This window comes from Clostridium sp. (genome assembly GCF_050717545.1).
In the GTDB taxonomy this organism is placed as follows: Bacteria; Bacillota; Clostridia; order Clostridiales; family Clostridiaceae; genus Clostridium_AD.
Genome location: NZ_JBOITN010000008.1, coordinates 124,737 through 147,884 on the forward strand (window position 1 = coordinate 124,737; position 23,148 = coordinate 147,884).

The window sequence follows — 23,148 nt, forward strand, 5'->3', positions numbered from 1 at the left end:
TAATAATAATTTAATAAACTAAAGGGAGGGTTATTTAAATGGATGTAGAAAAATTAACAGTAAAGGTTCAACAATCATTAAATGAGGCTCAATTATTAGCTGTAAAAAATAATCATCAACAGGTAGATACAATTCATTTATTTGCAGCGCTTATAGCTCAAGAGGATGGGCTCATTCCTAATATATTCAGTAAAATGGGAGTGGACATAATTAGCCTTAATAATGATATTAAAAATACACTGGATAGAATGCCAAAAGTGTCAGGAAGCGGTGTTGATAGTGGGTCCGTCTATGCTACTAGAAGATTTGAAGAAGTTTTCGTCTGTTCTGAAGCAGAAGCTAAAAAATTTAAAGATTCTTTTATTAGTGTTGAACATGTAATGCTTGGATTAATGGGTGTAAAAACTAAAGAAATTGTTGATATATTAAAAGAATTCAATATAACTAAAGAAGCATTTTTAAGTGTACTTTCCAGCGTCCGTGGGAATCAGCGGGTAGAAAGTGCTGATCCAGAAGGTACTTATGAGGCGCTAGTAAAATATGGCTCAAATCTTGTGGAGCAAGCGAAAAAGCATAAATTAGATCCTGTAATAGGAAGAGATGAGGAAATTAGGCGGGTTATAAGAATACTTTCTAGAAGAACTAAAAATAATCCGGTACTTATAGGGGAACCTGGAGTAGGTAAAACTGCTATAGTTGAAGGACTTGCCCAAAGAATTGTAAAAGGAGATGTACCAGAAGGTCTTAAGAATAAAATAATATTTTCTTTAGATATGGGAGCTCTTATTGCTGGAGCTAAATTTAAAGGTGAGTTTGAAGAAAGACTTAAAGCTGTTCTAAAAGAGGTAGAAACAAGTGAAGGGAAAATAATTTTATTTATAGATGAAATTCATAACATAGTTGGGGCAGGAAAATCAGAGGGCTCTATGGATGCTGGTAACATGATAAAACCACTGCTTGCAAGAGGAAGTTTGCATTGCATCGGAGCAACTACTTTTGATGAATATAGAAAATATTTAGAAAAGGATAAAGCTCTAGAGAGAAGATTTCAGCCAGTAACTATTGAGGAACCAACAGTTGAAGATTCAGTATCAATTCTTAGAGGCCTTAAAGAAAAATTTGAAATATATCATGGGATAAGAATCCATGATTCAGCTATTGTTGCAGCAGCTAAACTTTCAGATAGGTATATAACCGCAAGGTTTCTACCAGATAAGTCAATAGATCTTATTGACGAGGCATGTGCAATGATAAGGACCGATATAGATAGCATGCCAACTGAGATGGACATGATTAAACGTAAGGTATTTCAATTAGAAATTGAAAAGAAAGCACTGTCAAAAGAAAAAGATGATGCTTCAAAGAAAAGGCTTTTAGTACTTGATAAAGAGCTAAGTAATTTAAAAGATAAAGATAATGAAATGACAGCAAAATATGAAAAAGAAAAATCTAAGATAGTGGAAATTAGAAATTTAAAAGCAGAACTCGATGTTTCAAGAGGTGAAATAGAAAAATCAGAAAGAGAATATGATTTAAGTAAAGTGGCAGAGCTTAAATATGGAGTAATACCAAAACTTGAAGCTCAGATAAAACAAAAAGAGGCAGAAATTCACCAAAATAACGAAACCGCTATGCTTAAAGAGGAGGTAACTGAAAAAGAAATATCACAAATTGTATCAAAATGGACTGGTATACCTGTAACAAATTTAGAAGAAGGTGAAAGACAAAAGCTTCTAAGGCTTGAGGATGAACTAACTAAGCGAGTAATCGGTCAAAAAGAAGCAGTAACTGCGGTATCAAATGCAGTTATAAGGGCAAGAGCTGGCATGAAGGATCCGAAAAGACCAATTGGTTCATTCATATTCCTTGGGCCTACTGGTGTTGGAAAAACAGAGCTTGCTAAAACTCTAGCAGAGGTTTTATTTGAGTCAAGTGAAAATATAATAAGAATAGATATGTCAGAGTACATGGAGAAATATTCTGTATCAAGACTTATAGGGGCACCACCAGGTTATGTAGGGTATGAAGAGGGTGGTCAGCTTACGGAAGCAGTACGTCGTAAACCTTATAGCGTAGTATTATTTGATGAAATAGAAAAAGCTCATGAAGATGTGTTTAATATATTTCTTCAGATATTAGATGATGGGAGGCTAACAGACAACCAAGGTAAAATTGTTAATTTTAAAAACTGTATAATTATTATGACTTCAAACATTGGAAGTAACTATCTCCTAGAAAACAAAGAAAGTGGAGGTATAGAGAAACATATTAGGGATAGAGTTATGACAGAGTTAAAGTCAAAATTTAAACCGGAATTTCTAAATAGGTTGGATGATATTATATTATTTAAACCTTTAGAGACAAAAGAAATAGAAGGAATAGTTGATATATTCCTTGCAGATATTCAAAATAGGCTTAAAGATAAAAATATATTAATGAAAGTAACAACTGCTGCTAAAAAGCTAATGGCAGAGGAAGGTTATGACCCAATTTATGGAGCACGACCACTTAAGAGATATATTGAAAATGTTTTAGAAACATCTATTGCGAAAAAGATTATAAAGGGAGATATAAATGATGGATCTACCATCGGTGTAGATGCCAAAGACGATCAAATTGTAATAGAAAAAGCTTAATAAATAAGTTATCTAACTGTATATTAAAAAATATGAAACAAGAAAAATTATAATCACTATAGTAACTTAGAAATTAGGTTGCTATAGTGATTATTTTATGTTTTGGCATAAAAACCACCTATTAAATATAAATCTACTATATATTAACTATATATTCTATATCAATTTTGTTATTATATAGAATGTATGAAATGTAGTGATATACTAAAAAGGAAGGAGATGGTAGTACGTATGTTAAAGGTAATAGCTATAAATTCAAGTAGTAGGAAAAAGAATACTTATGGACTCATTGAGAAAGTTAAAGAAATATTAATAGATAATAATATTGATGTAGAAATAATAAATCTTTTCGATTATGATATAAAAACTTGCATCGGTTGTGAACATTGTTTGGTTAAAGGTGGATGTGTATTGAATGACCAGATTGAAGATATCATTGATAAAATAAAATCTAGCGATGGAATAATCTTAAGTTCACCAGTTTATATGGAAAATGTATCTGGGATGCTAAAGACATTTATAGATAGAACCTGTAGATGGTTTCATCGACCAGAAATCTATGGTAAACCAGTTCTAGTTATCTCAACAACCAAAGGCTCCGGACTTAAATCTACTCTTAAATATTTAGATCGAGTTGTTATTCAATGGGGTGGCATTAATGCGGGTAAAATAGGTAGATCAATTGGAAACATAGATAATGAAATTTCGACAAGGGAATGTGAGAATTTTATTAAGTATCTTAATATGAATAATGAGCGCTATAAACCTTTACTAAAGGAACTTATAAATTTTCAAGTTCAAAAGGTACTTGCTTATAAATTAATAGGATTAGATAGTGAGTATTGGAAAAGTAAAGGTTGGAATTCCGAGGCATATTATTTTAAATGTAAAATAAATATTTTTAGGATGTTAATATCAAGAAGTTTTGGTAAACTTTTAAATAAAATCATAAATAAATAATATTTAAAAGTTAGTGTTGAAATATATGATATAAGGGTAGATTATTAGATATAATATACTTTTTTAAATGATAGCGAGCAAGCAGAGGAGAATGTGAAAATGATTAAATATAAATGGTGTGTATGTGATATGGACGGAACTTTACTTAATGCAGATAATAAAATTTCAAAAGAGAATGAAGTAGCACTAAAGAAACTTCAAGAGATGGGACTTTCTGTAATTATTGCTACAGGAAGAATTGATCTTATGGTGAAGGTTTATATTAAGCAATTAGAGCTTAAGGGACCTGTTATTTCTTGTAATGGCGGATTAATTAGAAACATTGAAACAGGAGAAATTATTTATTCAAAGATAATGGATAAAAAAAGTGTAAAAGAAATTGTTGATTATTGCGTTAGTAATAATGTAGATTATATTGTATATACAGATGAAATAGTATATTCTAATAAAAACAATCCCTTAGGTAAAAAATATGAAAGTCGCAATAAACTATTAGAAAAAGAGTTACGAGTACCAATAAAATATATAGACAATGATATAATTGAGAATATTAATGATATAGATGCTTTGAAAGTCTTATTAGTTTGTGAAAATCATGCAGATGTACTATTGTTAGAAAAATATTTCATAAAATATGATAATCTTACCGTAGTGAGTTCATCAGAGTGTCTTTTAGATATTATGGCATCAAACATTACTAAAGGAAATGCTTTAGAAATTTTATCACAAAAATTAGGTGTAGATTTAAATGAAGTCATTGTTTTTGGAGATAATTATAATGATATGGAAATGCTTTCATGTGTTGGTATGCCTATAGCTATGGGAAACGCAGTGGAGGAAGTTAAGTCAAATGCTAAATATATAACTAAGTCTAATAATGAATCGGGCATAGCTTATGCTATAAATAATTACATATTACAGGAATAAGAACAAGGCTTAATAAAATAAGCGGTATAAGCAAGTTAGATTATGACAATATAAGTTAGGAGATAAAAATGAAAAAATTTATAGAAGTTAAAAATTTAAAAAAGACTTACAAAACTGGGGAAGTTATCATTAAAGCCGTGGATGATGTTTCATTCACTATAGAAAAAGGTGAATTCGTTGTTGTTATCGGAGCTAGTGGAGCAGGGAAAACTACAATACTCAATCTTCTTGGAGGCATGGACCAAGTTACAACTGGAAATATTATTGTAGATGGTAATGATATAAGTGAATATAATAAAAAAAAGCTTACAAAATATAGACGTGATGATATAGGATTTGTGTTTCAATTTTATAATTTAGTACAGAATCTAAACGCAATTGAAAATGTAGAACTTGCAGTTGAAATATGTAAAAATCCAATGAGTCCTGTAGAAGTACTTAAAAATGTTGGACTTGAAAATAGAATGAAAAATTTTCCATCTCAGTTATCAGGAGGAGAACAGCAGAGAGTTTCAATAGCAAGGGCACTTGCTAAAAGTCCTAAGCTACTTCTTTGTGATGAACCTACAGGAGCACTTGATTATAATACTGGCAAATCAATCCTTAAGTTATTATCTGATACATCTAAAAAAGATGGGATGACTGTTATTATTATTACGCATAATTCTGCTATAACACCAATTGCAGATAAGATAATAACAGTAAAAAGTGGTAAAGTTGAAAGCGTTGTTAAAAACGATAATCCAATAGCAATTGAAAGCTTGGAGTGGTAGGAATGAAAAAGACATTTTTCAAAAATCTATTTAGGGATATAAAAAAAACTTTTTCAAGGTTTTTATCTATAGTAATAATTATTGCAATAGGAGTAGCTTTTTATGCTGGAGTAAGAGCCACTAGCCCTGATATGAAAAAGTCTGCAGATGCTTATTTTAATGAAGCTGGATTTATGGATTTTAAATTAATTTCTACATTTGGAATTACAAAAGATGATTTGTCAGAAGTAGGCAAGTTAAAAGGTGTAGATAAGGTTGAGGGCTCATATTCAATAGATGTTATAGTTGAAAAAGACAAACATTCACTTGTTCTTAATGTTAATTCAGTGCCTGTTAAAAACGGAATAAACCAAATGAAAATTGTTACAGGAAAAGCAGTAACGTCAAGTAATGAGGTTGTAGTTGAAAAAGGATTTCTAAAAGCTAATAACTTTAAAATAGGAGACGTTATAGAACTTAAATCAGGTGAAGATACTTCAATAGGTGATAGCCTTAAAATTAGTAAGTTTAAAATAGTGGGGGAGGCACTCTCTCCTTTATATTTATCGGCTCAAAGGCAATTAAGTTCTGTGGGAAATGGATCAGTAAAGGGATTTATTTATATACAACCTGATGTATTTAAAAGTGAGTTTTATACAGAAATGTACTTAAAAATGGACAGCGGCATATCAAAGAATAGTCTTATATTAAATGATAAGTATAAAATTGATTCAAAAAATATGGAGCAAAGTCTTAAGGATATAGGAGTTATTAGAAGTAAAGCACAATATACACAAATAGTAACAGATGCTAACAGCGAAATAAATACAGCGGAGGACAAACTAAACAAATCAAAACAAGAAGCAGCGGATAAATTTAAAGATGGTTATAAAAAATTAAGCGATGCGCAAACTAAAATTGATAAGGGCAAAGCTGAACTTGCAAAAAATCAAACATTATATAATCAAAAAAAGGGACAAGGAGAAAAGCAAATTGCTTTGGGGAAAAACAAACTTATTTATAGTCAGAAACAATTAGATTTAGGAAAAAAGCAAGTTGCATCCCAAATATCGGCAGAAATTGCTTTGAAAGTTGGTGATGCAAAAAAACAATTAGATTCAGATCCTAATAATGAAGTTTTTATCGCTCAGTACAATGGAATAAACAAAATTTATTTAGGAAACATAAAGGGAAAAGATTTTGAAACTATGTACAATTCATTAAAAGGTAGCGGAGCTTTAGTTCAAATGAAACCTTATTTTGATATGGAGCTTTTAAAAAATAATTTTGATCTTTCAAAAACAAAAATTGATTCAGGATGGACACAATTAAATCAGCAGGAAAAATCACTAAAGCAAGCGGGATTGGATCTTGCGGCAGCGAAAATAAAGCTTGATGATGGACAAAAAGAATTAAATGAAAATGTGAAAACAATCAAAGCAGAAGAAGAAAAAGCAAATGTTAAAATAAAAGATGGAGAAGCAAAAATTAAAGAAAATAAAGATAAGATTAAGGATATTAAAACTCCAGAGTGGTATGTCCTAGGACGGAGTGCTAATCTTGGATATGAGACATATAGGCAAGATAGTGACAGAATAGACAACATAGGAAAGGCATTCCCACTTATATTTTTCTTAGTAGCAGCTTTAGTTAGTCTTACTACTATGACTAGAATGGTTCAAGAAAATAGAATTGAAATAGGAACTTTTAAGGCTTTAGGATATTCAAGGCTTGCAATAACTACGCACTATTTGATATATGCACTATTAGCAAGTGTTACTGGAACGCTTTTAGGTATATCCTTTGGATTTAGGCTATTTCCGCCACTTATAATGAATGCTTATGGAACTCTTTATGCTATTCCAAATTCATTAACGCCGTTTAATGCGGGTCTTGCGCTTCAATCTTCATTAATCGCTATAATATTCACGTCGCTTGCAGCGGTTGCAGCATCTCTTGAAGAATTAAGAGAAGCACCATCGTCACTTATGAGGCCAAAGCCACCAAAGGCAGGGAAAACTATATTACTTGAAAGAATAACTTTTATATGGAAAAGATTAAGTTTTACAAATAAAGTTACTGCAAGAAATATATTTAGATATAAACAAAGATTTTTCATGACGGTTATAGGTATTGCAGTGTGCACAGGTCTTATGATAACAGGGTTTGGTCTTAAATCAGGAATACTCGGGGCTGCTAAGAGTCAATTTACTGATATATATAGATATGACATGTTGTCAACATTTAGAGATGATATAGCCGCAAATGAAAAAGACACTACAAAAAATAAAGTAATGGAAGATTCCAACGTAAAGTCAGTTTTATTTTCTTATACTAAAAATTCAACAGTTGATCTTTATAAATCTGGACGTGAAGATGCTTATATTGTGGTTGCAGAGGATAAAAATGAGATTAATAAGTATATTAATCTTACTATGAAAGGTGAGGATCTTAAACTTAATGATAATGGCGTAATTATCACTGAAAAGTTATCAAAACTTATGAATAAAAAAATTGGTGATACATTTCAAATAACCATAAATGATAAAGTGGTAAAAGCTACGATTTCAGGTATAACTCAGCATTATCTGCAACATTACATTTATATGAGTCCTGATTATTATAAAAAAATAACTGGAGATAGCATTAAATTTAATGGGTTTTATGGACTTTTAAAAAGTATTACAGATAGTTCAGAAGATAAAACCACGAAGACATTAACAGCTATAGACAATGTAGGATCTGTAAATTATAAAAATAAATCACAATTTAGTTTTAACAAAACTACAAATAGTATTAATTCAGTAGTGTTAGTATTAATAATATCAGCTGGGGTACTCGCTTTTGTTGTAATATACAATCTTACAAATATAAATATAAATGAAAGGAAAAGAGAATTGTCAACAATAAAGCTGTTAGGGTTTTATGATAGTGAACTAGCATTATATATATACCGTGAAAACATAATATTAACGGTAATAGGAAGTTTAACAGGAATAGCTGTTGGAATACTCCTAAGCAATTATGTTATTACTACATCAGAAACCAATGTAATGATGTTTATGAGAGAAATAAATCCTATTTATTTTCTGTATGCAGTTTTACTTACAATTTCTTTTTCTATAATTGTAAATTTGGCTATGTATAAGGAATTTGGTAAAATAGATATGATTGAATCACTTAAAAGCGCAGAGTAGTTCAATATTAAAAACGTTATTGTGATTTATTAATACAATAACGTTTTTTTAATCATGTATTTGAATATAATGTGGTATATTATAATATAATAGGAACTATAAGTAGGTTAAAGTAGGTTTATTTTGAGGAGGATTATATATATGAATAAACAGCAATTTGGAGTTTTAGGCGTTGGCGTCATGGGCAAAAATCTAGCTTTTAATGTTGAAAGCCATGCAGTATCTGTTTCGGTGTATTCAAGGAATAAAAATGTAGTAGATGATCTATTAATAGAGGCAAAAGGAAGAAATATTAAGGGCACATATTCTATAGAGGAATTTGTGAATTCTCTTGAAATTCCAAGGAAAATATTAATTATGATTAAAGCAGGTGCACCTGTTGATGAAACTATAGATAAATTAATACCATATCTATCAAAGGGTGACATAGTAATTGATGGTGGTAACTCATTTTTTATGGATACTGTGCGTAGAAGCAAAAAGCTTCAAGACTTGGGGTTTAAATTCATAGGTGCAGGAGTTTCAGGGGGAGAAGAAGGTGCGTTAAAAGGACCAGCAATTATGCCAGGTGGAGAGATTGAAGCATATAAGTTAGTTGAACCTATACTTATAGCGATAGCAGCAAAAGTAGATGGGCAGCCGTGTTGTACTTATATTGGGGAAAATGGTGCAGGCCATTACGTAAAGATGGTTCATAATGGTATAGAGTATGGAGATATGCAGCTTATATGTGAGGCGTATGCACTTTTAAAGAGCGTTTTAGGTCTCTCTAATGATAAAATCCATGATATCTTTAAAAATTGGAATAAGGGTGAGCTTAATAGCTATTTAATAGAAATAACAAGTGAAATATTTGCTCAAAAAGATCCTGAAACTGGAGAATATATGGTTGATGTTATTCTTGATAAAGCGGGGCAAAAGGGAACAGGAAAATGGACTAGTCAAAGTGCATTGGATTTAGCAGTTCCAATACCAACAATAACAGAGGCTGTTTTTGCACGTTGTTTGTCTGCAATAAAGGATGAACGAGTGATAGCAAGCTCCAAACTTAAAGGCCCAGAATCTAAATTTAATGGGGATATAGATGAGTTTATAGAATCAGTAAGAAGAGCTCTTTACACAAGTAAAATATGTTCATATGCGCAGGGATTTGCACTTATGAAAGCTGCATCAGCAGAGTATCATTGGGATCTCAAATACGGTGAAATTGCTAAAATATTTAGAGGTGGGTGCATAATTCGCGCACAATTTCTTAATAAAATAAACGAAGCTTATGAAAATGATGATGATCTTAAAAATCTAATGTTAGATTCATATTTTAATAAAATTATTAATAGTTATCAAAAAGACTGGAGGCAAGTTGTATCTACAGCTATAAATTTAGGTGTACCAGTACCTGGATTTTCAAGTGCTCTAATGTATTATGATAGTTATAGAACTGCAAATCTTCCAGCTAATTTACTTCAAGCGCAAAGAGATTATTTTGGTGCTCATACATTTGAAAGAGTTGATAAAGAAGGAATATTTCATCATGATTGGGTAAATGAGAATAAGAGAAAATAGTAAACAATGAAACCTGCAACTTATATTTTAAGTTGCAGGTTTTATTTATAAGAACTGTTTTTTAACATTATACAATGATTTATATCCTAAGTTTAGAGATAAAAAAACTGTTATACAAACAGAAGTACAAATTGCAATCATAATGGCTATTTGGTACATAATTGCGGTGGTAGGTAATGTTCCAGATAACATTTGACCTGTCATCATTCCAGGTAAAAAGATTATTCCCATTCCTAGCATGGAATTCATCGTAGGGATTAAGGCAGTTTCTAAAGCATTATTAGCAAAAGGTTTTAGAATATCTTTAGGCTCCACACCTAAATTGAGTAAAGTATTAATTTTATTTTTTTCTTTGCCTATGTCATCCATAAAGGTTTTTATTGCAATAGTTACACCCGTCATAGCGTTACCAATAATCATACCAGCTAAGGGTATAGTATACTGAGGGTTAAATATAGATTTCCCAACAACTACAGTGACAAAGAAGATTAGAACAAAAAGCCCTGAAAAGGTTAAAGAAACACCTATTGCTATTTTGAATTTAGGGTTTAAGTCTCGCCTACTTGTAATTACTCTATGAATAGAAAATGTTATCATAAGTATTAAAAAAATTATAGTTAATATTGGGTTTGGATTACCAAATATATATTGAAGTATGTAACCAACAATTACAAGTTGAACTGTCATTCTTAAACTTGCAACTAAAAGAAGTTTTGATTGATTAACCTTTGATTTTTTTAGAATTATAAGTACTATAATTAAAAGTAAATAAATAAGTGAAAACTGCAAAATACTCAGCTCTACTGCGCCTTCCATATTCATACCTCCTTAACTATTTCGATTTTATGTTCACAAAACTCATCAATAATAGTTTTATTGTGACTTACAATTACAAGGTCAATATCTTTAGTTTTGCAGAAATTTGTTATGTTTATCATCATTTTATGGCTGTTTGTTTCATCCAGTGCTGAGGTTGGTTCATCAAGCATTATAACATTTGGGCACATTGATAAAAAAATTGCGATATAAACTCTTTGACGTTCTCCGCCAGAAAGCGTGGATGCAATTTGGCAAAGCGGAACATTTACGCAGCAAAGCTTTGTAATATTCGTGATATATTCTTCATCAGGGATTGGTTTTTGTCTCAATGAATAAAAGGTTTTAAAATTGTCGGTTATACTCTCATCAAAAAGGAAAACCTCCTGAGAAACTAGACTTACTTCACGCCTAAGAGAGATGGGGTCATATTCATCTAGAGGTAAGCCTTTATATGATAATGTTCCGGATATTGGATTTATAGAGCGATTTAATAATTTTAAAAAAGTACTTTTACCAGAACCGCTTTCTCCAACAATAAAATTAACTTTACCTTGTTTAATCTTTACATCATTATAAATAAGATTTGTTTTGTATTTAACATTACTCGCTTTAAATAATAATTCACCCATTATAATTCCTTCTTTATTCATATTTTTATACAATAATCGCCAAGGATATCCTACATTTATTTCCTATATGTCCATTATAACATTCTATGTCTTTATTTTATATTAAGAGATAGAGATATATATTCCAGGATATGACGAGAAATTTAGAAAATTAGGTAGTTGAAAATAGAAAATAATAGTATAATACTATTAGGTCAGGTGACACTATATAAAGATATATTATTAAAGCAAGGCATTTAATAGAATTTTTAGGAACTAAATCAGCTATATATTTTGTTTAATTGTTAGGAGGATGAAGGATGGAAAATAGATTAGATAGAAAATATGTTAAGTATGTATTATATGTGACCCTTGCGGCGACATTAATTTTTATAAGTTATAACGTAGTCTTTAATTTTAAAGTATTTCTAAATAGTATTATTGCTATAATAAAAGGAGTATTTTCAATTATTTCTCCACTTATTATTGGAAGTATAATTGCGTACCTATTATATCCATTATCAAAGATTATAAATAAGTTTCTTGATAATTCTTTAAAACTTAAATACAAGACGCATTTAATTAGCATAATACTAACATATTTATCAGTGATTTTATTATTTATTATACTTATTTACAGTATTTATGCAATGATTGGTGGACAAATTAGCAGTAATGAAACCCTATCAGTTATGTTTGCAACTATTAGTGATTATGTAAAACGCTATAATGAGTTATTTGATTATATTAATAAAAAAATAACTGATAGTGGATTATCTATTGATCTAAAAGGCTATTTATCACAAGCTATACAGCAGGTATACTCTTATTTATCAGTTTCAATAAATAGCATAATAAATCTATTTGCGGGGATAGGCAATGGAATTGTAAATAGCTTCATAGGATTATTTATTTCTTTTTATCTATTAAAGGATTATGATTTTTTTAAAAAGCTATATTTAAATAATGTTAGCCTAATAATGAAAGAAAGTAAATTTAAGAGTATAAATAAAACTGTCCATGAAATTAATTGTGTTGTATCAAATTTCATAAGAGGACAATTGCTTGATGGTTTGATAGTTGGACTAATTAGTAGTATTGGACTATCAATTATAGGGATTGATTTTGCTATTCTTATTGGGTTTACTGCTGGAATTGCAAATATTATACCTTATGTTGGTCCAATAATTGGATGTGTTCCAGCGGTTATTGTGGGTATTCTTAGCCCAAATCCTATTATTGCTTTATGGGCAGTACTAGTGCTTCTTGCTGTTCAACAACTTGATAGCGCTGTTATATCACCGAAAGTTGTAGGGGATAGCATGGGACTCCATCCGATTTTTGTAATTATGGCAATAACTATTGGTGGTAGTTTAGCAGGTATACTTGGAATGCTTTTATCTGTACCTATTGCAGGTATAATAAAACTTTTCTTAATGAAGATTATAACAAAACGTACTTAACAACATTCTAACGAGTAATTTTCATAAACAAAGAAGGAATATTTAGAATTTTGTAGAAGACTATACTGTAGTATTTTAAAGAGATTAAAATGTGAAGGAGAAAACAATGGAAAAAGATATGAGGATTGCGGTTTTAATTGATGCTGACAATGTATCCGATAAGTATATAAAGTATATAATTGATGAAATTTCAAATCATGGCACACCTACTTATAAAAGAATTTATGGTGATTGGACTAAACCTCAACTAGCTTCATGGAAAAATGTATTACTCAATTATTCTATTAGTCCAATACAACAATATAATTATACAACAGGTAAAAATTCTACTGATGCTGCACTTATAATAGATGCTATGGATATACTTTATTCAAATAATGTTGATGGATTTTGTATTGTGTCTAGTGATAGTGATTTTACTAAACTAGCAGCACGCCTAAGAGAAGCTGGTATGTATGTTATTGGTATGGGAGAAAAGAAAACTCCGTCTCCATTTATTGCAGCTTGTGAGAAGTTTAAATATCTGGAAGTATTGGCGTCGATGGCTCCAATACTAAATGAAGCAACTACTAATAGAGGAGCAGAGTTAAAGGGTGGGATGTTAAGTTCGGCTAAATTAGTGGAGGCAATTAAAATTATTATTACTGAAATTTCAGATGAAGATGGATGGGCGTTTTTAGGTGAATTAGGTAGTACTCTTAACAAGAGGTATCCTGATTTTGATACTAGAAATTATGGGTATATAAAACTTACACCTTTTGTAGCATCGCTTAATCAATTTGAGATAAGATCAACCAAAACAAGGAATCCAAGTATAACGCTTAAATATATTAGAAATAAATTATAATTTAAACGAACGAAAAGGTTGTGAATTATTAATTCACAACCTTTTATTATTAAAGTAAAGGGGGACTTCACTTTAATCTACTAATCTACAATACTATAAATTAATGATAACATACAAATATGTCAAAACAATGAAGAAGGTGTGTAGCATTTGTTAAATATCAAACAAATGACTTTTATTTGGCAATATACTTGCAATATTATTTATTTTTCGTTAATTTAGTAAAAAATTTTGATAATTAGCAAAATTTATACTATAATATATGAAAGTAGAAAATAGTAGTATATACGAGGGGGGAAATTATGGAAGTTATAGTCGCAAAGTTTGGTGGAAGTTCTTTATGTAATAGCGATCAATTTAAGAAAGTAAAAGATATTGTTTTATCAGATTCTCGGAGATGTTATGTTGTGCCATCAGCTCCAGGTAAGAGGAGTTCAAGTGATTATAAAATCACTGACCTTTTATATCTATGTCATCAACATGCAAAAAAATCTCTTCCATTTGATGAATTATTAATATTAATTGAAGAAAGGTACACTCTTTTATGTAGCGAGTTAAAGCTTTCTATAGATATATCAAAATATCTAAGAGAGCTTAAGGCGGAGATAATTAAGGGAGTTTCAGAGGATTTTGTAGCAAGTAGAGGAGAATATTTAAATGGTTTAATACTTGCCGAATATTTGGGATATGAATTCATAGATGCTGCTGAAATCATTGTTTTTAAGAGAAGTGGAAGTTTTGATGAAGTGGCAACTTATGATGCTATAAAGAGTAGATTATCAAAGGTTCCAAAAGCTGTAATACCGGGGTTTTATGGTGCTTATAGAAATGGTATAATAAAAACATTTTCAAGAGGTGGCTCCGACATTACTGGTGCAATAATTGCTAGAGGAGTAGGCGCATCGGTTTATGAGAACTGGACAGATGTGTCGGGATTCTTAATGGCGGATCCAAGAATTGTAGCAAGTCCTAAGCCTATTAAGGAAGTAACCTATAAAGAACTTAGGGAACTTTCATATATGGGTGCAAATGTTTTTCACGAAGAGGCAATTTTCCCTGTTAAAAAGGATGGCATCCCAATAAACATAAAAAACACTAATGACCCGAAATGCAAGGGAACATTTATTTTAAATAACAAGTCAGAGGTTAAACCTGGAAATATTACAGGAATAGCAGGAAAAAAAGATTTTACAGTTTTAGCAATAGAAAAGACACTAATGAACAAGGAGATAGGATATTGTCGAAGGATTCTTTCAATTCTTGAGAGTAATAATGTATCTTTTGAACATATACCATCTGGAATTGATTCAATATCACTAGTAATTGATGATTTAGAACTAGAGAATAAGGTAGACAAAATATTAGAAGAAATTGAAGACCAATGCAAACCAGATTCATTGATAACGCACCCTAATATGGCGCTTATAGCAGTTGTTGGAGAAGGTATTATAAGAACAAAGGGGATATCTGCTAAAGTATTTGCCGCATTATCAAAAGAGGATATAAATATTAGAATGATTAATCAGGGTTCAAGTGAATTAAGCATTATTATTGGAGTAGAAAACGATGATTTTGAAGATGCAATAAGAGCAGTGTATAAAGTATTCGAAAAATAAGTTATAATAAATTTAGGATTTAGAAAGGAGAAATAAATATGGAAAAGGTGAAAATAGCGATTTTAGGGTTTGGAAATGTTGGTACAGGAGTGTGGAAAATATTACAAGAAAATAAAAAAGAAATAATGAAACGCTCAAGTTATGATATAGAGGTAGCTAAAATATTAGTAAATGATATAAATAAGAAAAGGGATATTGAACTACCTGTGGGAATTCTAACAGATAATATTGATGATATTATAAATGACAAGAGCATAAAAATTGTTGTTGAACTTATTGGCGGACGTGATGTTGCTAAGGAGTATATGATACGCTCAATGAAAGCTAAAAAACATATTGTAACTGCTAATAAATTGGTTATTGCAAACTGGAGTGAAGAGTTATTTAGGGTAGCAGAAGAGGAAAGTGTGTTATTTTATTATGAAGCAAGTGTGGCTGGCGGAATACCAATAATACGAGAAATTAACGAAAGTCTTACAGCAAATAGAATAGAGGATATAATAGGCATTATAAATGGAACAACTAATTATATATTAAGTAAAATGACAACAGAAGGCCTAAGCTTTGACGATGCGCTTAAGGAGGCTCAAGACAAAGGTTATGCTGAAGCAGATCCAACATCTGATGTAGATGGATATGATGCTGTATATAAGCTTGCTATAATGGCATCACTCGCTTATGGCACTAAAGTTGATCATGACTGCATCTATAGGGAAGGAATAAGAAATATTAGTGATGTTGATATAGAATATGCTAAACAATTTGGATATACAATAAAACTATTGGCAATAGCAAAAGAAGAAAATAATAAGTTAGAGTTAAGAGTGCATCCAACATTAATACCATCAACCCACCCAATGGCAAATGTAAATGATGCATTTAATGCGATTTTAATAAAAGGGAATGCGGTTGGAGAGCTAATGCTATACGGACAAGGTGCAGGAGATATGCCAACTGGAAGTGCAGTTGTGGGCGATATAATATCTATATTAAGGAACAATGTGAAACCTTCTGAATTAAAAGATATAGATGACAAAAAAGATTTTAAAGAAATAAAAAAATCAGATGAAAATGAATCAGAATTTTATATCAGACTTAACGTTAAAGACAGAGCAGGAGTTTTAGGAGATGCAGCTGCAATATTTGGAAGCAATAATGTTAGTATTACATCTCTTACTCAAGATGTAGTGCATAAAGAATATGTATTATTGGCATTTATTACACATAAAAGCGCAGAAAAAAATATAAGAAAATCACTTGAAAAAATAAAAAAACTAGACAATGTTAACGAAGTAGAAAGCGTAATAAGAATAGAATCTTTCAAATAAGAATATAATACAATAGATATTTTTACTCAAAAAAAAGTATATATTACGTATAAATTCGTAATATATACTTTTTTTATTTATTCACAATCAAATAATTTTCTTGCGAATTTAACAGTTTGAGTCGCATCTTTAGCATAATAATCTGCACCTATCATTTTTGCATACTCTTCATTTAAAACTGCTCCTCCAACAAGAATTGTGCAATCCAAATTATTGTCTTTAAGGGCTTTTATAGTTTCTCCCATGCTTCTCACGGTTGTAGTCATAAGTGCACTTAAACCAACTAATTTAATGTTGCCAGAGCGAACAGCGTTAACGATGACATCCTCATGTACATCTTTTCCTAGGTCGATTACATCAAAACCATAATTTTCGAGTAATATTTTAACTATATTTTTACCTATATCGTGAATGTCGCCTCTAACAGTTGCAAGCACAATGCTGCCTTTACTTATTTTTTTGTCTGTACTTTCCATCATTTTTTCTTTGATTACTTCAAATGATTTTTTTACCGTTTCAGCAGATTGTAATAACTGAGGAAGAAATATTTCGCCAGTTTCATATTTTTTGCCTACGATATCAAGTGATGGGATTAAGTAGGTATTTACAACTTCCATTGCTGGCATTGTTTTTAAAAGTTCTTTTGTTGTTTTTGAGGCTTCTTCCTTCATACCATCAATAATAATGGTGCTTAAATCTTTAGTTGTAGAAGGATTATGTGTGACGGATTTACCTTCAAATGATGAATAAATATTTATATATTTTGTTGAAGCAATATCGTTATTCCATAAAACATTAAATGCATTAATTGTGGTCATCATATCCTCAGATAGTGGATTGAGTATTGGTGCATCAAGACCGACTGTTAAGGCTGCGGCAAGAAACGTTCTATTTAATAATCCTCTTTGCGGCAAACCAAAAGATACATTGCTTACTCCTAGAGTAGTTTTGACACCTAATGTATTCTTAACAAGCTGGACAGCCCTTATAGTTTCTTTAACCTCACTTTGTTGAGCTGATGCAGTTAAAACAAGACAATCTATTATAATATCAGATTTATCTATTCCAAACTCAGCTGCCCTTTTTATGATTTTTTCTGCAACTTTAAGTCGACCTTCTGCCGTTGGAGGAATCCCATCCTCATCAATGGTTAGTCCTATTACACATGTGCCATACTTTTTTACTATGGGAAATATGGAATCCATTACTTCATCTTTACCATTAACAGAATTAATTAGGGGTTTCCCATTGTATATCCTAACTGCTGATTCAATAACATCAGGACGGACGCTATCAATTTGAAGCGGTAGATTTATAATGCTTTGAAGTTCTTTTATAACCCTTATCATAACTTCTTGTTCATCAATTTCAGGAAGACCAACATTTACATCTAGTATATGTGCTCCTGCATCTCTTTGATTAATGGCTTCTTGCAGTATATAGTCAATATTGTTATTTTTTAATGCCTCTTTAAGTTTTTTCTTACCGGTAGGATTTATTCTCTCACCAATAATTTTCACTTCTTCTCCAAGTAATATTGTTAAAGAAGGGGAACTAACTGCTGTAAATTTTTTAACGTTGCGTTTTAAAGGTGATAAATCGTAAAGTACATCCTTTATAGCTTTTATGTGATCGCTAGTGGTTCCACAACATCCACCTAAAATACTAACGCCCATTTCGGCCATGATTTTTGCATACTGTGCAAATTCATGTGCGCAAACATCGTAGACTGCTTCTGTGCCACTAAGTTTAGGAAGGCCTGCATTGGGTTGAACTATAACTGGGATACTTGAATATTTAAGTATTTCTGTAATTATTGGAAGCATTTCATTTGGACCTAGAGAACAATTTACTCCAAGTGCATCTATTCCTAGACTTTGAAGTACATTTACCATAGTTATCGGGTCAGTACCTGTTAAGGTTCTCCCATCATCCTGGTATGACATTGTACAAATTACTGGTAGGTTGCTGTTTTCCTTTGCAGCTAGAATAGCAGCCTTAGCTTCATAGATATCCGACATTGTCTCAATTAGGATTATGTCCGCGCCGGCTCTTGCCCCTATTTTGATCTGCTGCGTAAAAACCTCATAGGCACTCTCAAATGATAAAGTTCCAAGTGGCTCCATTAACTGACCAATAGGTCCAATATCAAGTGCAACAAGTTTATCCCCAGCAACTTTTTTTGCAATTTTAACAGCGCTATCAACAATTTGTTCAACAGTATATTGTGTATTTTTAAGCTTATATTTATTTGCACCAAATGTATTAGTAGTTATAACGTCGCATCCAGCATCTAAGTATTCTTTGTGTATTTTTTCAATGGTCTCAGGGTGAAGTACATTGTAGCTTTCTGGCAATTCACCTCTTTGAATTCCATATTTGTGGAGCATAGTTCCCATTGCACCGTCAAATAATAGAAAATTATTAAAATTTATTTTTTTGTACACAATATCCCCCGTCCTTTCTGAATTCACAACCTACATTTTTGCAACTTTCGCAACCTGCATGCTGTTTTGAACTTTTATATTTACTAAGTCCTATAAGTGCGGTTACCGATTTTCTTGGTAACATTATATTATTTTCAGTAATAGATAGGCCTATTTTTTTATAAGCATCTAAAACATTTAATATATCTTTCCCATTATCAATTGAAAAGTCTCCATAGCCTGGGCTATATCTAGTTGTGATATATAAGTTATCTATCAATGCATTTTTCTCAATCTCATCTTGAAGTTGATCACAAACATATTCTATTGCGGTGCTTGCACAGGCATCCATAATTACACCTTTTGTAATGTTAAATCTTGAGTAATATGCTATTTTACTATCTACTGTTGAACCTAGCGTTGCAGCCATAACAACACATTTTTTAGAGCTTGCAAGAAAATTTTTTATATCGTTGTCTTTTAGTGCAAGAGTGCTACCAGTAAGTAATATTTTATCATCTTTTGTTTCAATATCAAAAATTTCATATACAGAACGTTCTTTAGATATATCTATAATTTCAGCGCAACATTCACTTACTAAATTCATCATTTTTTCATCCATGATTTGGTTTTTATAACCTAAATATCTTAATACTTCTTTTTTATCAATTTCCATAGTAGCCTCCAATCAGTTTTATATTAGAATAAAGTATAAATATAATAATTGCAAATATTATATTTATTTAATAAATTATAAATATCTTAAAATTAGTCGTAAAGTATATGTTTGTATTGACATTTAATTCTATATGAGTTAAAATAAAAAACAAACAAAAATTTAATAAATTTCTTATTTAGAGAGGTGGAGGGACTGGCCCTATGAAACCCGACAACCGATATTCATTTTTGAATGCAGCGGTGTCAATTCCTGCAGAACTTAGTTCTGAGTAATAAGAAAATCAGTTTTTTACGGATAGTAATATGGAAAACTGCTTTCTTAACTGAAAGCAGTTTTTGTTATATGCAAATTAGGAGTAATATGGTAAAGAACAATGAAATTATAATATTTATAAAGATTTTAGATAATAAAAATCACCAGAAGGAGTGTTAATATGAAATATATTGTAGTATTAGGGGATGGGATGGCAGATTATCCTGTGAAGGAGCTTGCAGGCAAAACACCGCTTCAATATGCTAGTACGCCTACTATGGATTACATGGCAAAGCGTGGAACCTTAGGCATGGTTAAAACTGTACCTCAAGGCATGCCAGCAGGAAGTGATACAGCAAACATGGCTGTTTTTGGGTATGACCCATTTGTGTATTATAGTGGACGATCACCTTTTGAAGCTGCAAGTATGGGAGTTCCTATGAAAGATACAGACATAACATTTAGATGTAATTTGGTAACAGTGTCCGGGGATATGCCATATGAGGAGAAAACTATGATTGATCATAGTTCTGATGAAATAACAACAGATGAGGCAGGGGTATTAATTAAAGCATTAGGAGAGTATTTAGGCGGCACTCAGGAGATAAAATTTTACCCTGGCATTAGTTATAGGCACCTTATTATATGGGATAATGGACCATATGAGTGGAAACTTACACCACCACATGATATATTAGGTCAAAAGGTAAAAGATTATATGCCTAAAGGACCGGGTAGTGAAATAATTGAAGAGATGACGAAGAAAAGCTTCAAGTTTTTATCAGAACATGAGATAAATAAAAAAAGAGTTGAAAGAGGACTTAAACCAGCCAACTCAATCTGGGTTTGGGGTGAAGGAAAGAAACCACTTTTATCTAGCTTTTATGAAAAGTATAATTTAAAAGGTTCAGTAATTTCTGCTGTTGATTTAATAAAAGGCATAGGTATGTGTGCAGGAATGGATGTTATTGATGTAGAAGGCGCCACTGGAAACATTCATACTAATTTTATAGGTAAAGCAAAGGCAGCTCTTAGTGAAATGGTAAAAGGTAATGATTTTGTTTATATTCATGTTGAGGCTCCTGATGAGTGTGGTCATAGATATGAAATAGAAAATAAATATAAAGCTATAGAATTTATAGATAACCAAATAGTTAAGGTTATTAAAGATGAAATGGATAGAATAGGTGAGGATTATAAAATGATAATACTTCCTGATCATCCAACGCCTCTTTCACTTAGAACGCATACAAGTGAGCCAGTTCCCTTTTTAATATATCAAAGTAATGATGAAAAAGACAATGCATTCGAAAGATATAATGAATTTTCGGCAAGTGAGACTGGACTATATTTCCCAGAAGGATATAAGTTAATGGACTATTTTGTAAAAGGAACTATATAAAAGGGCTATATAATTAGGAGGGTAATATTATGAAGCAAGTATATTATAAAAGCACAAGAGGGAATGAAAAACTAGTAAAATCAGCAGAAGCTATTGCAAGGGGACTAAGCGATGATGGAGGTCTTTTTGTACCAACGCAGGTTCCTAAGTTAACTATAGGACTTGAAGAATTAAGAAAAATGAATTATAAGGAATTAGCGTATACTATAATGAGTGAGTTTTTGACTGATTATGAGGAAAAAGATTTATTAGAGTCCATAGATAAGGCTTACGATGAAAAGTTTGATACTGATATTATAGCTCCACTTACAAAACATGGACAATCATATTTTTTAGAGTTATATCATGGCCCTACACTAGCATTTAAAGATATGGCACTATCAATATTGCCATATTTATTAAAAAATGCAGTGAAAAAACTTAACATTGAAAAAGAAATGGTTATTCTTACTGCAACTTCTGGCGATACTGGAAAAGCAGCCCTTGAAGGGTTTGCAAATGTGCCAGGAACAAAGATAATTGTATTTTTTCCACAAGAGGGAGTTAGCGCAATTCAAAAAAGTCAGATGTTAACTCAAGCAGGAGATAACACGTTTGTAATAGGGATTGAAGGGAATTTTGATGATGCACAAAATGGAGTTAAACAGATGCTTACTGATGAAAATCTTCTTAAGTCTCTACAGAAAAATAATAAAATGTTCTCATCTGCTAATTCTATAAATATAGGAAGGTTAATACCTCAGGTTGTATATTATTTTTATGCATATAATCAAATGTGTAATAATGGAGAGATTGAAGTAGGTCAGGAGATAAATTTCTGTGTGCCTACTGGAAATTTTGGCAACATATTAGCAGGATATTATGCTAAAAAGATGGGATTACCAATTAAAAAGTTGATATGTGCTTCAAATGAAAATAAAGTTTTATTCGATTTTATAAATACAGGTACATATGATAGACTAAGGGATTTTGTAATAACAATGTCTCCTTCAATGGATATATTAATTTCAAGTAATCTTGAAAGGCTCTTATATGCCATAAGTGGAGAAGATTCTAGCAAGATAAAAGATCTTATGGATAAGCTTAAAAAAGATGGTAAATATGAGATTGATGATAAGATGAAAGAAGAACTTGCAGACTTTTTTGGAGGATACGCAAGTGAGGATGAGACTGCAGGTGCAATAACTGAGGTTTATAAAGATACTAATTATGTAATTGATACTCATACTGCAGTTTCTTATGCAGTTTATCAAAAATATTTGAAACAAACAAAAGATACTACCAAAACAGTTATTGTGTCTACAGCAAGTCCGTATAAATTTACTCCAGATGTTATGAAATCAATAGATGCAAAATATATTGGATTAAATGACTTTGAGCTAATAAAGAAACTTAGCAAAATAACAAAGGGAGATATTCCAGCAGGAATAAGGGATTTAGAAACAAGACCTGTGCTTCACAAAACTGTGTGCAAAAAAGATGAGATGCAAAAGCAAATTGAAAAGATTCTTAACATATAAATAATAGGAGTTAGTATGCGGCAACACTAGCATTTATTACACATAAAAGTGTAGAAATTGTAGCATCACTATCAAATTAATATGTGAACTTTATGTATTTTGCTTATGAAAAAAGGCTGCCTCGACAGGCAGCCTTTTAGGGTAATGAGATTG

The 23,148-nt window shown here is 31.2% G+C and carries 16 protein-coding genes and 1 riboswitch; of the genes, 12 read left to right on the plus strand and 4 right to left on the minus strand.

The features are described 5' to 3' along the window. Window positions 1-38: 38 nt before the first annotated feature. The 6 genes from clpB (at window position 39) to gnd (ending at window position 10,035) form a co-directional block, all read left to right on the plus strand. Window positions 39-2,636, plus strand: coding sequence for an ATP-dependent chaperone ClpB (clpB, locus tag ACREVX_RS01925; protein WP_431542401.1), 2,598 nt, complete (start codon window positions 39-41; stop codon window positions 2,634-2,636). A gap of 231 nt (window positions 2,637-2,867) precedes the next feature. Then, complete coding sequence (locus tag ACREVX_RS01930; protein ID WP_431542402.1) at window positions 2,868-3,596, plus strand: flavodoxin family protein; 729 nt, start codon at window positions 2,868-2,870, stop codon at window positions 3,594-3,596. Window positions 3,597-3,695: 99 nt separating this feature from the next. Next, window positions 3,696-4,523, plus strand: coding sequence for a Cof-type HAD-IIB family hydrolase (locus ACREVX_RS01935; protein ID WP_431542404.1), 828 nt, complete (start codon window positions 3,696-3,698; stop codon window positions 4,521-4,523). 68 nt (window positions 4,524-4,591) lie between these two features. Continuing rightward, entirely contained in the window at window positions 4,592-5,296 is a 705-nt protein-coding gene (locus ACREVX_RS01940) for an ABC transporter ATP-binding protein (RefSeq protein ID WP_431542405.1), read from the plus strand. A 2-nt stretch (window positions 5,297-5,298) separates the two neighbouring features. Further along, complete coding sequence (locus ACREVX_RS01945; RefSeq protein WP_431542407.1) at window positions 5,299-8,472, plus strand: ABC transporter permease; 3,174 nt, start codon at window positions 5,299-5,301, stop codon at window positions 8,470-8,472. 141 nt (window positions 8,473-8,613) lie between these two features. Beyond that, complete coding sequence (gene gnd, locus ACREVX_RS01950; protein WP_431542408.1) at window positions 8,614-10,035, plus strand: NADP-dependent phosphogluconate dehydrogenase; 1,422 nt, start codon at window positions 8,614-8,616, stop codon at window positions 10,033-10,035. A 45-nt stretch (window positions 10,036-10,080) separates the two neighbouring features. Here the strand turns inward: gnd and ACREVX_RS01955 are convergent, their stop codons facing one another. After that, window positions 10,081-10,851: an ABC transporter permease gene (locus tag ACREVX_RS01955; protein WP_431542409.1), complete on the minus strand. Its 771-nt coding sequence runs from the start codon at window positions 10,849-10,851 to the stop codon at window positions 10,081-10,083. A 2-nt stretch (window positions 10,852-10,853) separates the two neighbouring features. After that, on the minus strand, window positions 10,854-11,483 hold the full coding sequence (locus ACREVX_RS01960; RefSeq protein WP_431542410.1) for an ABC transporter ATP-binding protein: 630 nt from the start codon (window positions 11,481-11,483) through the stop codon (window positions 10,854-10,856). Window positions 11,484-11,782: 299 nt separating this feature from the next. On the opposite strand from ACREVX_RS01960, the gene ACREVX_RS01965 reads away from it, so the two are divergent. The 4 genes from ACREVX_RS01965 to ACREVX_RS01980 all read left to right on the plus strand — a co-directional run bounded on the left by ACREVX_RS01965 (window position 11,783) and on the right by ACREVX_RS01980 (window position 16,716). Continuing rightward, complete coding sequence (locus ACREVX_RS01965) at window positions 11,783-12,925, plus strand: AI-2E family transporter (RefSeq protein WP_431542411.1); 1,143 nt, start codon at window positions 11,783-11,785, stop codon at window positions 12,923-12,925. Between the two features lie 106 nt (window positions 12,926-13,031). Continuing rightward, window positions 13,032-13,772 (plus strand): NYN domain-containing protein, encoded by a 741-nt coding sequence (locus tag ACREVX_RS01970; protein ID WP_431542412.1) that lies wholly within the window; start codon window positions 13,032-13,034, stop codon window positions 13,770-13,772. A gap of 299 nt (window positions 13,773-14,071) precedes the next feature. Beyond that, window positions 14,072-15,388 (plus strand): aspartate kinase, encoded by a 1,317-nt coding sequence (locus ACREVX_RS01975; protein ID WP_431542511.1) that lies wholly within the window; start codon window positions 14,072-14,074, stop codon window positions 15,386-15,388. A 38-nt stretch (window positions 15,389-15,426) separates the two neighbouring features. Beyond that, on the plus strand, window positions 15,427-16,716 hold the full coding sequence (locus ACREVX_RS01980; RefSeq protein WP_431542413.1) for a homoserine dehydrogenase: 1,290 nt from the start codon (window positions 15,427-15,429) through the stop codon (window positions 16,714-16,716). Between the two features lie 77 nt (window positions 16,717-16,793). Here the strand turns inward: ACREVX_RS01980 and ACREVX_RS01985 are convergent, their stop codons facing one another. Continuing rightward, entirely contained in the window at window positions 16,794-19,163 is a 2,370-nt protein-coding gene (locus ACREVX_RS01985; RefSeq protein ID WP_431542414.1) for a homocysteine S-methyltransferase family protein, read from the minus strand. Beyond that, complete coding sequence (locus tag ACREVX_RS01990; protein WP_431542415.1) at window positions 19,141-19,818, minus strand: vitamin B12 dependent-methionine synthase activation domain-containing protein; 678 nt, start codon at window positions 19,816-19,818, stop codon at window positions 19,141-19,143. The genes ACREVX_RS01985 and ACREVX_RS01990 overlap by 23 nt, the downstream gene beginning before the upstream one ends. 171 nt (window positions 19,819-19,989) lie before the next feature. Beyond that, window positions 19,990-20,099: riboswitch (SAM riboswitch) on the plus strand. Between the two features lie 155 nt (window positions 20,100-20,254). On the opposite strand from ACREVX_RS01990, the gene ACREVX_RS01995 reads away from it, so the two are divergent. Then, complete coding sequence (locus ACREVX_RS01995; protein ID WP_431542416.1) at window positions 20,255-21,475, plus strand: cofactor-independent phosphoglycerate mutase; 1,221 nt, start codon at window positions 20,255-20,257, stop codon at window positions 21,473-21,475. A gap of 29 nt (window positions 21,476-21,504) precedes the next feature. Continuing rightward, window positions 21,505-22,995, plus strand: a complete 1,491-nt coding sequence (thrC, locus tag ACREVX_RS02000) for a threonine synthase (RefSeq protein WP_431542417.1) — start codon at window positions 21,505-21,507, stop codon at window positions 22,993-22,995. Window positions 22,996-23,148: the final 153 nt, after the last annotated feature.